The sequence below is a fragment of the Flagellimonas rhodophyticola genome (assembly GCF_049332665.1).
Lineage (GTDB): Bacteria > Bacteroidota > Bacteroidia > Flavobacteriales > Flavobacteriaceae > Flagellimonas.
Window position 1 is genome coordinate 1,724,543 of sequence record NZ_CP186326.1, and the last position, 13,761, is coordinate 1,738,303.

Consider the following 13,761-nt stretch of genomic DNA (forward strand, 5'->3'; position numbering starts at 1 on the left):
GCTTTGTATTTTAAAGTTTACTGAGAATCTAGATCTTGGTAAACAATTTCTGCATTTTGCCCTGTTCTTCTTCAGCAAGAAGTGGATCAACTAAAATTCTTCCGCTGTGCTCATCGGTAATGATTTTTTTACGGGAAGCAATCTCAACTTGCACCTGTGGTGGAATTGTAAAGAAAGAACCTCCAGAAGCACCACGTTCAACTGGCACAACTGCAAGACCATTTTTTACATTATGTCTAATGCGCTTGTAGGCCTGAATCAATCGCTCTTCGATTTTATCTTCGAATTCTTCCGATTTCTTTAATAGCGCCTTTTCTTCTTTTTCAGTTTCGGCAAGAATAGCATCCAATTCACTTTTTTTGTGTTTCAAGTGCCCTTCGCGTTCAGAAAGCTTTTCTTTTGTATCGGAAATCACTTCCTTTTTCTGCTCAATTTGGGCTTTGAACTCCTTAATGTTCTTTTCGGCCAACTGAATTTCAAGCTCCTGAAACTCAATTTCTTTGCTCAAGGAGTTAAATTCACGGCTGTTACGTACATTTTTTTGCTGCTCGGCATATTTTTTCATCAATACCTTTGACTCTTCGATAAGGTTCTTTTTGGCAGCAATTTCAAAATTGACCGTTTCAACATCGGTCTTTAATTTGTCCATCCTGGTTTTAAGGCCAAGTACTTCATCTTCCAAATCTTGTACTTCCAATGGTAGTTCACCTCTTACATTGCGTATTTCATCAACCCGGGAATCAATCAACTGCAGGTCATAAAGAGCTCTTAGTTTTTCTTCCACGGTGTTTTCTTTCTTGTTCGCCATAAATTTTTATAAATACTTGATGGGATTCGTTATACTTTCTGATAACGCGACTGCAAAATTAGGAATTTTTTTGATAAGATAATCAACCAATAACTCTTTTGTAAACTGCTCTGTTTCAAAGTGCCCGATATCGGCAATGACCAATTGTCCTTCCGCTTGGTAAAACTCATGGTATTTTATGTCAGAAGTGATAAAAACATCAGCTTTTACTTTCCTGGCAGCAGCAATTGCAAAAGCACCGCTACCGCCTAAAACAGCAACTGTATTTACCATTTTATCCCGGAATTTCGAATGTCTGACTACAGAAGCGTTCATTCGTTTTTTTACCATTTTGAGAAAAGCTTCTTCGCTCATCTGGGTTTCAAGCATTCCTACCATGCCCATTCCAATATCTTGGTTGCTGTTTTCCAAGGTTAGAATTTCATAGGCGACCTCTTCATAGGGATGATTTTCAAAAAGAGTGTTGAGTATACTTCGTTCTTTTTCAAAAGAAAAGACCATATTGATTTGAACTTCCTTTTCCTGATGCACTTGTCCAACTTCTCCCAGGGTTGGATTTGTTCCTGCTTCGGGCTTAAAACTTCCCATACCTTCTGAACTAAAACTACAATTGCTGTATTTTCCCATTGCTCCGGCACCAGCTTGAAATAGGGCAGACTTAACGTTATCCGCTGTGTTGATTGGAGCATAGGTGACCAATTTTTTTATGGTGTTGGTTTTTGGGATTAGGATTTTGGGGTTTTGAATCTCGAGGACCTCACAAATTTTGGCATTGACCCCTGCATTACTATTGTCAAGAGCTGTATGCATGCTATAGATGGCTATGTTGTTGGCAATGGCCTTCATTACCGTGCGTTCCACATAGCTTGCTCCGGTTAGTTTTTTCAATCCTTTAAAAATGATGGGGTGAAAGCTTACTATGAGATTGCAGCTTTTTTCTATGGCTTCATCAACCACTTCTTCTAAAGTGTCAAGGGTTACCAGAACACCCGTTACTTCTGTTTTGGCGTTTCCGACCAATAGGCCAACATTGTCAAAATCCTCGGCATGTTCCAAAGGAGCAAGTTCTTCCAATATTTTTGTAATATCCTTTACGGTCATTTGCTGTTTCTTAAGATGGCTAAAGATAAAATATTATATTTTCGCTTTATGCTGCAGTTCTTACGCAAAATCGCATTTCCGTTTTCATTGATTTACGCCCTAGTGGTTTTTATTCGAAACCGTATGTTCGACGTGGGCTTGTTCAAATCTAAATCATTTGAAACGCCTACTATTTGTATTGGCAACCTTAGTGTAGGAGGTACAGGAAAAACGCCAATGATTGAATATTTAATACGATTATTGGAGAATAGACGTATTGCTGTATTGAGTAGGGGATATAAAAGAAAATCCAAAGGGTTTCAGTTGGCAAACCCCGATAGCTCTGTCGAAGATTTGGGAGATGAACCCTTTCAACTGTATCGAAAATTCCAAGACATCGTGATTGCTGTGGATACCGATAGACAAAATGGGATTCAGAAACTCGAAGCCAACATAAATCCAGAAGTGATTCTATTGGATGATGCTTTTCAACATAGACGTGTTCAACCTAACTTTTCCATTTTATTGACTGCATACCATAATTTGTTCGTTAACGACTGGTATTTACCTACCGGTGATTTAAGGGATAGTAAGTCTGAAGCAAAGCGTGCCGATGTTATTATAGTAACCAAATGTCCGTCAGGTATTTTGCAAGAAGAAAAAGATAAGATTGTAAGTAGTATCAAACCCAAGCCTCATCAGGAAGTACTTTTCTCGACTTTAACTTATGCCGAATCCCTGAGCAATAGCATAGATCAGATGGCACTGAATACATTGAAAGGAACTCATTTTGCTTTGGTGACTGGAATCGCATCCCCCCAACATTTGGTTTCCCATTTGAAAAATCAAGGATTAAAATTTGACCATTTTGAGTTTGGTGATCATCACTATTTTTCAGATGAAGAGATTCAGAAATTTGCCAATTTTCAGCTTGTGCTTACTACGGAAAAAGATTATGTGCGGTTGGATGGTCGGGTAGAAAACCTTTATTATCTGGAAGTGGCCCACAGTTTTGATGCTCGTGACCATGAAGTGTTAAAAAAGATTGTTTTAGCCCAAATTTAGACCAATCCCTGTTCTTTTTTCTGAAAGATGTTCTCTCCGATTTTTTGATAGAAAACTTCCGGTTTGAAAGGCTTGGTCACCACATCGTTACACCCAGCTTCATAGAAGCTATCCAAACTATCGTCCAAAGAAATTGCAGTAAGGGCAATAATTGGAATGTCTTGGTCAAACTTCCGTATTTGCCGCGTAGCTTCCTCACCACTTATGCCAGGCATATGAATATCCATCAAAATGGCATTATAGGTATTGGTCTTGGCGAGGTCAATCGCTTCATTACCATTGTTGGCGATGTCGCAGGTGATTTCCTTTTTGGTGAGCATTTTTTTGGTGATAACCTGGTTGATTTTGTTGTCTTCAACTACCAAAAGGTGTAAGCCGGTAAAATCGAACTCTTCGGGCTCCAATTCAAATGAAACCTCTTCTAAGGCTTTGGTGTCGCATTTTAAATCCAATTCAAAGAAGAAAGAACTTCCCTGCCCAAGCTCACTTTCTAGATTGATTTTACTATCAAAGAGACCAAGCAGACTCTTTACAATGGTAAGTCCTAGACCGGTCCCACCATACTCTCTATTAATCTGTATTGAACCTTGTTCAAAACTTTCAAAAATGTTTTGCTGTTGATCTTCAGAGATTCCAATACCGTTATCTTTTACTTCAAAATACAGCTTTACAGCGTCTTCCTCTTTTTTAAGCATTTTGGCAATAACCTCAACTTTACCATCCTTGGTAAATTTCAGGGCATTACCCACCAAGTTCATGAATACCTGTGAAATCTTAATAGGGTCTCCAAGCAATTGCTGCGGAATACTTGGGTCATAATCAAGAATCAGTGTGGTATCGTTCTCATTGGCATTTTGCTTCAAGGAATCGACAACATCCTTTAAAACCTTGTGCAGTTTGAATTCAATATTCAGGGGTTCAAGCTTGTCTGCATCAATTTTATTGATTTGAAGAATATCGTTAATAAAGTTCAACAGATAATCTCCTGAAAACTTCAAAGATTTTAAGTGATCCTTTTGGTGTTCCGCTGGGTTTTCCTCTAAAAGCAAATGTGTAAGACCTGTAACTGCGTAAAGCGGCGTACGGAGCTCGTGCGTAACAGTTGACAAGAAGTTGGTCTTGGCTTCCATGGCAGAAACCGCAGAATCCCTTGCCAACTCCAGTTCTTTGTTTTTTGTGTATAAAAGATCGTTGGTTTTGAGCTTTATTTGGTTATTTCTGAAAAGCGATACCGCCAATAAAGATATTATGGTCAAAAACGCAGAGGTTAATATCAATGTTATTTCTGAACGACTTTTGGATTCGCTTAGCTCTTCATTTTTGGCCGTAAGCTTATTGATTTCATTCATTTGGTGCTCAAAACGAATTTTGTCTGCTGTTTTGGTCTCCAATTTGGTCTTTTCAATATTGAAAATGGAATCCTTTATGCTTACCAATGCTTTCTTATAATGAAGCGACTCGCCAAAATCACCACTTTTTTCATAGATTTCTGAAAGTCGTTCATTGGCAGTTTTAATGTCTTTGAAATATGAGTGCTTTTGCGCGAGTTCAAGAGCAGCTTTTGAATGAATTATACCTTCCTCCAGATCATTGAGTTCAAGACTAATACTTGCCAATTGTAAATTTGCCTTGGTTGCTAGGTAGGCTCTTTCTTTATCATCTGAATTTACAATAAGGGCATGCAAATTTTTAATGGCATCGTCATAGCGCTCAATATTCGTGAAGATATATGCCTCCAACAATAGAATATTATTACCGAGATTTCTATTGTTGCTTACTTTTCTTGATTCTTCAAGAAGTTTTAACGACTGAAAATTGTTGCCTTCATCAAATCGCAATGCGGCTTCCAAATAATTATGTGTGGCTTGGCCAAAAGAGTAAGAGAGGTCTTTTAAAAGAATACTGGCTCTATCCAGATAAAAAATAGTGGTCTCACGATCTCCTTCTTCTAAAAATATGCGTGCATATTGATGGTAGGTGTCCAAAAGAAGTTTGGCATCCTCATTATTTTCAGCAATTTCTGCAGCCTTGTCCAAGGTTTCCAGAGCTTTGCCAATTTTATTCTGATGGCGGTACACTGTAAACTGGTCGAAAATGGACTGTACATCCGCTGTAGAATTTACATCGCTTTGACCAAAAGAAACCTGGGCACATAGGAAAATGCACAGAACAACCCATTTTGCGCTGCAAATATGGTTATATATTGAGCTTGATGTCAAACGTAGTTTTTCTTGATAAACAAAGCTATTAAATCAATAATTCTGGAACAATATCCAGTTTCATTGTCGTACCATCCTATTATTTTTACCATTTTTCCAATAACGGATGTCATTAAAGAATCAAACGTACAAGAATAGCAACTATTGTTTATATCAATGGAAACTATAGGGTCTTTCGTATAAAAAAGTACGTTTTTTAATTGGTTGTTGGCGTAATGTTCAAAAGTATGGTTTATTTCGGCAATGGAGGTTTCCTTTTTTACATTGAAGGTTATATCGGTCAATGACCCGTTTGGAACCGGTACGCGAATGCCGCAGCCCCCAATAACATCAGACAATTCTGGGAAAATTTTGGTCAATGCTTTTGCAGCACCCGTTGTTGTGGGAATTATGGACTGACTGGCCGCGCGGGATCGTCTTAAATCGCGATGCGGTCTATCATGTAAACTTTGATCCGAAGTATAGGAATGTATTGTGGTGATATAGGCCTGTTCTATACCGCATAGCTCATTTACTACCTTAATCATTGGTGCCGCGTTATTGGTTGTACAGGAGGCATTGGAGATAATATGGTCGTTTGGACCAATACTATTTTCGTTTACTCCCAAGACCACCATTTTAATGTCATCCTCCTCTGGAGGAACGGAAAGAATTACCTTTTTTGCGCCATTTTTAATATGATAGTCTAGAGATTCCTTGTTTTTGAATTTTCCTGAAGCTTCAATTACAATGTCTACGTCATGAGCTGCCCAATTAATGTCTTTTGGATGCTCGTTGTTTAGGACAGCCACTTTTTCACCATCAATTACGATGTTGTGATCATTGGATTCGACTTTAGCATTTATAGTTCCATGGATACTGTCATATTTTAACAGATGGGCCAACGTTTTGGCGTCGGCTAAATCGTTTATTGCAGTAACCTTTAGGTTAGAATGGTCTTGAAGTAGCCTGAAAAGCGTTCTTCCTATGCGTCCAAAGCCATTTATGCCAATATTGAGCTGTTTCATGAAAATTGTAGGGAAGAATTAATCGATATGCTTATGTGCTTTGTACGAAGAACGCACCAATGCACCACTTTCAACATGCCTAAAGCCCATTTCTAAACCGATTTCCTCATATTTTTTAAACTGTTCCGGCAAGATAAACTCTTTTACTGGCAGGTGTTTTTTTGAAGGCTGTAGATATTGTCCGATGGTGACCACATCAACATCTGCATTCCTCAAGTCCTTCATAGTTTGAATTACTTCTTCTTCCATTTCACCCAATCCTAGCATAATTCCAGATTTGGTTCGGCTGGCACCATTTTTCTTTAAATAATCCAATACTCCCAAACTTCGCTCATACTTAGCTTGTATGCGTACTTCACGGGTAAGTCGCTTCACAGTTTCCATATTATGGGAAATAACTTCTGGAGCTACCTCGAGAATTCTGTCCAAATGGGTTTCAATGCCTTGAAAATCGGGTATCAAGGTTTCTAGCGTAGTTTCAGGATTCATTCTTCGAATGGACTTTACGGTTTCCGCCCATATTATCGACCCCATATCTTTTAGGTCATCCCTATCTACAGAAGTGACAACGGCATGTTTTATACCCATAATCTTGATAGATCGCGCCACTTTTTCGGGTTCGGCCCAATCAACACTTTCTGGTCTGCCGGTCTTTACTCCACAAAAGCCACATGAACGGGTGCAGATATTGCCCAATATCATAAAAGTAGCCGTGCCCTCTCCCCAGCATTCACCCATGTTTGGACAACTACCAGAGGTACAAATGGTGTGTAGGTCGTACTTGTCGACCAATCCACGTAATTGTGTATATTTTTTTCCTGTTGGAAGTTTTACCCTAAGCCATTTTGGCTTTCCTTTTGGTGGTAGAACGTTATCAACGGCGGTTGTGCCCATATTAAAATATTGAGGTACAAAGATACGAAACTGGTAAGGAAACCCTAAGTCACTTTTTTGTAATGATTTCGGCCAAAAGTTTCTTGGCGCGTAGTAATTTCACCTTGATGTTATTCACAGGTTCATTGAGCTCTTTGGCAATTTCGGCATAGCTCAATTCGTTGAAATAGCGAAGATTGATTACCTTTTGATAGTGTGGTTTCAATTTTTTGATGTCCTGGAGTAAATTGGCCAAATTTTGCTCTGTAATAAGCCTGTCTTCAACTGAGGGTGACTCGTCCAAAACCTTTTTTACCTCATCTCCATCCGTATCCATTTCATCCAACAAGCTTCTTTTTCTCTTGCGGATGAGGTCAACATGAAGGTTTTTGGATATAGTAATCAGCCAGGTTTTGAATTCGTAGGCATCATCATAGGAGTTTATTTTATCAAAGGCTTTTGAAAACGTTCGGATGGTAATGTCTTCTGCATCGTTTTCATTTTTGGTCCTGGCCAATTGAAAGGCATAAACATCGTTCCAAAATGTGTCTAAGAGGATGCTAAAGGCAATCTGATTTCCATCTTTCGCCTTTTTGATATTTTCTTGGATAGATTGTTCGGCCTTGAGCAAAAAATCTGATTTTGATGAATATTGGAAAGGAATTATTGAGCTTCTAGAACTGAATCTTTCTTGCATTCCTGTTCATCGGGAAGCTTCCCACAAAAACCACATGCTTCACCCTCTTGATTCAGATAAGGATTCTGACTGGCACATGTTCCTGCAAATTTCCCGTCTTTTTTGGACCAAATTTTTATAGCAATTCCTGCAAAAGCAAGTCCTAAAAGACCAATGGTCAATAATGCTAACTTCATATTCCAAATTTTACGCAAAGGTACAAAATACCTATCTAAAGCGCTTTAAGTTTAGCAATACTTTGACGTAGTCTCAATATGAAATGTTGGCCACTATATTTTTGACCGTTGGAGAGGTATTTCCACCTTCAGGCTCTATGGTAATATAGCCAATTGCATTTTCTGCGTAGGGTAGTGCCAAAAGCTTGTCCTTTTCATCAAAATTCTTGATCACACCTAAATTGACCAATTCACCATTAACTTCTGCCCACATCTGAAAACATTTGTTTTCCGGAAGATCGGGAACATTACTAACGTTGATATAGGATAATTTTTTAACCGGATTAACATAGGCTATGGCCTTGAGCTCTTTACCTTCGCGCTTACCGTTGACCGCATACTTTCTTGTAGCAGGGTTGTTAAGCACAATAAATTGGTTTCGCATATCCTCCAGTTGATTTTGCATGTTCTGTTGCAAATTGTTCATCTGGTTGGTGACCATAGTATTTTCTTGCTGTAAACTCTTGTTTTGGTTCCAAAGGAAGTAAGAAGACCCAGCAAAGACCATTAACGCTATACTAGCAGCAACTGCATATCGGTAGAATCTTTTGGTTGCCACTTTTTCCTTTCTGGCACTATGAAGAATGATTTCTTTTAGGCCTTCAGGTGTTTTTCTGGCGTACATTTTGGCAAAAGCCTCCAGATTGTCCTGGAGTTGGTCATAGGTTTCCCTAACCTCAGGATACATGGTGATATAACGTTCTGCCTTAAGGGACTCTTCTTTTGAAGTATCTCCCAGAAGGTATTTTTCCAGTATGTCGGAATCCAAAAATTGTTGTACTTTTTCTTTCATGACAATAAAATTATCAGCAGGAGTTGTGTAATACTCGTTCCATAAATTTTGCCCAATTCCCTTAAGCCTATTTTAAGTCTGGACTTTACAGTACCTAAAGGAATGTCCAATTCTTCGCTTGCTTCTTGCTGCGTCATTCCTTCAAAGAATAGAGCTTCCAGAACAATTTTGTACTTGGGCTCAATCTTATCCAGATTTTCTTGGACATCCATAAATTCAGGTCGAATGCCACTTACTCCTAAGTTATATACGTCCGAAACGTCTATTTGGACTTCTTTATCCGATTTATTGCTGACGCTTCTTAATTTATCGATGGCGGTATTTCGCGTAATCCGAAAAAGCCAAGTAAAAAGTTTTGCCTTTGATGGGTCATAAGTATCTGCTTTTTTCCAGATTTTAATGAAACTTTCTTGCAGAATGTCTTGGGCCAAATCTTCATCCCGTACCACTTTGTATGCTACACCATAAAGGGTGTCGCCGTAATGTTCGTACAAGAGCGATATAGCTTTGTCGTCCTTTTCGGCAAGAAGTGATACAATATGTCTTTCAATAAGTGTACTCATCCAAGGGTGGTTAAGGTAAAATTTTAGGGGGCTAAAATCTAAAATAATGTTTATCTCGTATATACTACAACGTTAAGTTAGAAAAAGGATTATTTGTTGGTTTTATAATCTTTGTATTTGCCAGCAATTATACTTCAAGTATATACAATTTTGGTTAGTTTGGTTTGGTATAACCCCTGTTATTGATTCAATGCAGGGGTTATTTTATTACATTCACTTCAGGTTTGATCTGAATATTGAATCTTTTATCCACCGAATTTTGAATAAGCTCGGCCAGTTTTAATAATTCTTCTCCAGTCGCACTGCCATAGTTTACAATTACAAGCGCTTGTTTTTCATGAACCCCCGCGTCTCCATACCGTTTTCCTTTAAAACCACATTGCTCAATGAGCCAGCCAGCCGGAATCTTAAAATGATTTTCATCCACTTCATATGATGGTAAATCCGGATTTTTCTTTTTTATTTTTTGATGGGTTTTTCTGGAAATGACTGGGTTTTTGAAAAAACTGCCACTGTTCCCAATTTTATTGGGATCCGGTAATTTACTTTGTCGAATTGCAATAACTGCATCAGAAATATCATGAATGGTTGGATAAACAATCCCATTTTTCTTGAGCTCATTTTCAATAGCTCCATAACCCGTACTAAGAGTATGATTGTGTTTAGTAAGTTTTAGGTTCACAGAGGTAATGATGTATTTTCCCTTTGCATTATTCTTGAAAATGGAATCCCGATAGCCAAATTTACAGGCATCTTTGTCAAAAGCGACCAACTCTCCAGTGGCAATTTCCATGGCCGCACAGCTCTCAAAAACATCTTTAAGTTCTACTCCATAAGCTCCAATATTCTGAATAGGTGCTGTGCCCACATTTCCAGGAATCAGCGATAGGTTTTCTAAGCCACCGTATCCCCTTTCCAAAGTCCAGAGTACCAGATTGTGCCAATTTTCACCGGCCATTGCCTTAAGGATGATTTCGGTATCATTTTCTTCAACAACGGAAATACCTTTCAGATTAATATGCATTACCAAGGCATCAATATCTTTGGTGAGCAACATATTGCTTCCTCCGCTTAAAATGAACTTTTCGGGATATGCTTTTAACTCCAATACCTTTTGCAGTTGGGCAAGGCCATTTATTTCAACAAAAGCTTTTGCTTTGACATCTATACCAAAGGTGTTGTAATCTTTTAGTGATATGTTTTCTTGGATATTCACTAAGCGTTGTACTTTTTTAAAGCTTCTCCCAAAATTTGTACCGCTTTTATAAGTAGTTCTTTTTCAAGCACATATGCTATTCGAATTTGATTGGTTCCCAGTCCATTGGTAGCATAAAATCCAGCTGCGGGAGCTACCATAACCGTTTTTCCATCCATTTCAAACTTTTCGAGCAGCCATTGGGCAAAATCATCGGAATTGGAAACGGGAAGCTCAACTACACAATAAAATGCTCCTTGAGGAACCGCAACGCGAACTCCATCCAATTTTTGTAATTCTTCGATGAGAATGTTTCTTCTTTCGGCATATTCTTTGATCACATTATCAAAGTAAGATTGCGGAGTTTCCAATGCTGCCTCACTGGCAATTTGTGCGAAAGTCGGTGGGGAAAGTCGGGCCTGGGCAAATTTTAAGGCTGTTTGTATTACCGTTTGATTCTTGGAAACTAGACAACCGATACGCGCACCGCACATACTGTAGCGCTTTGACACGGAATCAACAATAATCGCATGCTCTTCCAGTCCTTTTTCTTGTAAAATGGAATAATGTACTCTTCCCTCATAGGTGAATTCACGATATACTTCGTCAGCCACCAAAAAGAGATTGTGTTTTTTCACCAAAGCTGCCAGTTGCTGAATTTCCTCTTTGCTGTAGAGGTAGCCCGTGGGGTTTCCAGGATTACAGATCAAAATTGCCTTGGTTTTAGGTCCAATCAACTTTTCAAAATCGGAAATAGGTGGCAAGGCAAAATTGTTTTCAATGTGAGATACTATTGGAACTACCTTTACTCCCAACGCCGTGGCAAAGCCATTGTAATTAGCATAAAAAGGTTCTGGAATTATGATTTCATCCTCGGCATCCATTATAGTACCCATAACAAATGACAGGGCCTCCGAACCTCCGGTGGTTACGATAATATCTTCGGAAGATACCTCAATGTCGTTTTTGGCATAATATGAGGAGATTTTGGTCCTATATTGTTCAGAACCCTCAGTCATACTGTAGGCAAGTACATCAATATTATGATTTCTAACCGCATCAAGTGCTACCTGAGGAGTTTTTATATCGGGTTGACCAATATTCAGATGGATAACATGGGTGCCCCTTTTCTTGGCTGCTTCTGCATAAGGGACCAATTTTCGGATAGGAGAAGCTGGCATTTGCCTCCCTTTTTTGGATATACCAGGCATGCTGTAAATTTTAGCAAAAATGAGAAAACCAATACTCGAAAACAACAGATTAAGCCATTATTTGAATAGTAATAGAATGTTAAATTAAAGTATAAATCAGCCAATAATTTGTATCTTTCATAGTGATAACCATTTAGAAGTAAGCAAATTGAAGAAAAACCTACATTTTTTTGCGATTCTTTTTGTAATGCTTCCCTTCTTGGTTTCTGCACAGGGATTTAAGTTGCCACAACACCAGAAGTACCAAAAACTTCGTTTTCAACTCATCAACAATCTGATGATAGTTCCTGTAGAAATTAATGGGGCGGAGCTGACTTTTGTCCTAGATTCCGGGGTAAGCAAACCCATATTGTTTAATCTCTCCGACCAAGATTCTATTCAGATCAACAATGTTTCCGAAGTTACTATCAAAGGATTGGGTGATGGAGAGCCGATGAAGGCCCTGAGGTCTATTGGAAATAAGTTTAAACTTGGTAAGGCGAAAAACTATGATCAAGACCTTTATGTGATTTTAGATAAGGAAATCAACTTTTCGACATCGCTTGGTATTCCTGTACATGGAATTTTAGGATATGACGTGTTTCGGGATTTTATTGTAGAAATTAATTATGTCACACACCATATAAAGTTGCATAACCCCAACTTGTATAAGCACAATCCACATAGTAAATCACAAACACTACCGTTGTTTGTTGAGCGAGGAAAATCTTATGTAGAAGGAATAGTCCTAATGAAAGATGAGGAAGATGTTAAAGTGAAGCTATTGGTGGATACCGGAAGTAGCGATGCACTCTGGCTTTTTCATCAGCCGGAAAATGGATTGGAAATACCGGATAAGAATTACGAGGATTATCTAGGAAGGGGATTAAGTGGTGATATTTTCGGAAAACGAACCAAAGTAAGCGGTATAAAGCTAGGTGATTTTGAATTAAAAGATGCGAAGGCCGCTTTTCCCTATAAAGAATCCTATAGTTATTTAAAGAATTTAGGCGATCGTAACGGTAGTGTTGGTGGTGAAATATTAAAACGGTTTAACCTGATTTTTGACTATGGTAACGGACAGGTTACCCTTAAAAAGAATGTAAACTTCAAAACACCGTTTCAATATAATCTAGCAGGTATAGCCTTACAGCACAACGGACTTAGATATATAGCCGAAAGTATTGCTGGTTTCAATGGAGTCGTAAAAAATGATGATAGTAGCGCCTTTGGAAATGTTCAGATTCTTCTTGAAAACAAAACTCGGTTGAGTTTGGTGCCAGAAATAATCGTTTCTGGTATTCGTGCTGGGAGTCCGGCTGCGGAAGCGGGATTGCAGGAGGGAGATGTAATTTTGGCCGTGAATGGAAAGAACATCCATAAATATAAACTCCAAGAAGTGCTAAAAATGCTGAACGAAAGGGAAGGAAAACGTGTACGCGTACTTATAGAACGCTATAATCAAGATTTGCTGTTCTCCTTTGTTTTGAAAAGTGTATTCGACTAAAAAAGCCTTCCCGGATATTCGAAAAGGCTTTCTTCAATAAATATTTTTTATAACTATTTGGCTCCTTCGGCCTTTACCGTTCCTTTAATTTTAAGGACCTTGGTTGCAGTAGCGGCATTAGAGGTGACAGTTATGGCCTTTCTAATAGGGCCAACTCTGTTCGTATCATATTTAACCTGTATTTCTCCAGTCTTACCAGGTAAAATCGGATCTTCAGGTTTCTTAGGAATAGTACATCCACAGCTAGACTTTACATTACTGATTACTAATGGTGCAGTACCTGTGTTGGTGAATTCGAAGACTCGAACACCATCGCTCCCTTTAGCGATTTCACCGTAATCGATGGTTTCGCTTTTAAATTCAATTTTTGCCGCGGATTCCTGGGCGCAGGTGCCTAAAGAAAGAAGCCCGACAAATAACATGAGTACAGATTTTTTCATCATTTCTAGTTTTGGGTGAACTCCAAATGTAAATGTTTTCACACCTGCATCCAAAATTCTTTTGTTATGTAATAACGTTACTTATTTTTGTTTCGTATTTCGGATTTGG

14 protein-coding genes are annotated in these 13,761 nt (G+C 38.6%); 2 read left to right on the forward strand and 12 right to left on the reverse strand.

Annotated elements, in window-relative coordinates; all coding sequences use genetic code 11:
• Positions 1-28: 28 nt before the first annotated feature.
• Both ACOKFG_RS07725 and ACOKFG_RS07730 read right to left on the reverse strand, forming a co-directional pair.
• Positions 29-808: a C4-type zinc ribbon domain-containing protein gene (locus ACOKFG_RS07725; RefSeq protein WP_299175553.1), complete on the reverse strand. Its 780-nt coding sequence runs from the start codon at positions 806-808 to the stop codon at positions 29-31.
• A gap of 6 nt (positions 809-814) precedes the next feature.
• On the reverse strand, positions 815-1,909 hold the full coding sequence (locus ACOKFG_RS07730) for a Nif3-like dinuclear metal center hexameric protein (protein ID WP_422862134.1): 1,095 nt from the start codon (positions 1,907-1,909) through the stop codon (positions 815-817).
• A 48-nt stretch (positions 1,910-1,957) separates the two neighbouring features.
• Here ACOKFG_RS07730 and lpxK point away from each other — a divergent pair, with 48 nt between their 5' ends.
• Complete coding sequence (lpxK, locus tag ACOKFG_RS07735; protein WP_299488872.1) at positions 1,958-2,953, forward strand: tetraacyldisaccharide 4'-kinase; 996 nt, start codon at positions 1,958-1,960, stop codon at positions 2,951-2,953.
• On the opposite strand, the gene ACOKFG_RS07740 is transcribed toward lpxK, so the two are convergent.
• From ACOKFG_RS07740 to ACOKFG_RS07780, 9 genes are all read right to left on the reverse strand, one after another.
• Positions 2,950-5,172: an ATP-binding protein gene (locus tag ACOKFG_RS07740; RefSeq protein ID WP_422862135.1), complete on the reverse strand. Its 2,223-nt coding sequence runs from the start codon at positions 5,170-5,172 to the stop codon at positions 2,950-2,952. The genes lpxK and ACOKFG_RS07740 overlap by 4 nt on opposite strands.
• Entirely contained in the window at positions 5,169-6,179 is a 1,011-nt protein-coding gene (gene gap / locus ACOKFG_RS07745; protein ID WP_422862136.1) for a type I glyceraldehyde-3-phosphate dehydrogenase, read from the reverse strand. Before gap ends, ACOKFG_RS07740 begins: the two co-directional genes overlap by 4 nt.
• An 18-nt stretch (positions 6,180-6,197) precedes the next feature.
• On the reverse strand, positions 6,198-7,073 hold the full coding sequence (gene lipA, locus ACOKFG_RS07750) for a lipoyl synthase (RefSeq protein ID WP_422862137.1): 876 nt from the start codon (positions 7,071-7,073) through the stop codon (positions 6,198-6,200).
• Between the two features lie 49 nt (positions 7,074-7,122).
• The gene (locus tag ACOKFG_RS07755; protein WP_422862138.1) at positions 7,123-7,683 is read right to left on the reverse strand and encodes an RNA polymerase sigma factor; all 561 of its coding nucleotides are present in this window, start codon (positions 7,681-7,683) and stop codon (positions 7,123-7,125) included.
• A gap of 32 nt (positions 7,684-7,715) precedes the next feature.
• Positions 7,716-7,925, reverse strand: a complete 210-nt coding sequence (locus tag ACOKFG_RS07760) for a membrane or secreted protein (protein ID WP_298794726.1) — start codon at positions 7,923-7,925, stop codon at positions 7,716-7,718.
• 73 nt (positions 7,926-7,998) lie between these two features.
• Complete coding sequence (locus ACOKFG_RS07765) at positions 7,999-8,757, reverse strand: anti-sigma factor (RefSeq protein ID WP_298794725.1); 759 nt, start codon at positions 8,755-8,757, stop codon at positions 7,999-8,001.
• Positions 8,754-9,320, reverse strand: a complete 567-nt coding sequence (locus ACOKFG_RS07770; RefSeq protein ID WP_298794724.1) for an RNA polymerase sigma factor — start codon at positions 9,318-9,320, stop codon at positions 8,754-8,756. The genes ACOKFG_RS07765 and ACOKFG_RS07770 overlap by 4 nt, the downstream gene beginning before the upstream one ends.
• 199 nt (positions 9,321-9,519) lie before the next feature.
• Positions 9,520-10,536: a UDP-N-acetylmuramate dehydrogenase gene (murB, locus tag ACOKFG_RS07775; RefSeq protein WP_298794723.1), complete on the reverse strand. Its 1,017-nt coding sequence runs from the start codon at positions 10,534-10,536 to the stop codon at positions 9,520-9,522.
• On the reverse strand, positions 10,536-11,726 hold the full coding sequence (locus ACOKFG_RS07780) for a pyridoxal phosphate-dependent aminotransferase (protein WP_422862139.1): 1,191 nt from the start codon (positions 11,724-11,726) through the stop codon (positions 10,536-10,538). The genes murB and ACOKFG_RS07780 overlap by 1 nt, the downstream gene beginning before the upstream one ends.
• A gap of 148 nt (positions 11,727-11,874) precedes the next feature.
• Here ACOKFG_RS07780 and ACOKFG_RS07785 point away from each other — a divergent pair, with 148 nt between their 5' ends.
• Complete coding sequence (locus ACOKFG_RS07785; protein ID WP_422862140.1) at positions 11,875-13,212, forward strand: aspartyl protease family protein; 1,338 nt, start codon at positions 11,875-11,877, stop codon at positions 13,210-13,212.
• A 53-nt stretch (positions 13,213-13,265) separates the two neighbouring features.
• Here the strand turns inward: ACOKFG_RS07785 and ACOKFG_RS07790 are convergent, their stop codons facing one another.
• A complete protein-coding gene (locus ACOKFG_RS07790; protein ID WP_422862141.1) occupies positions 13,266-13,655 on the reverse strand; it encodes a DUF1573 domain-containing protein in 390 nt (129 codons plus the stop codon).
• Positions 13,656-13,761: the final 106 nt, after the last annotated feature.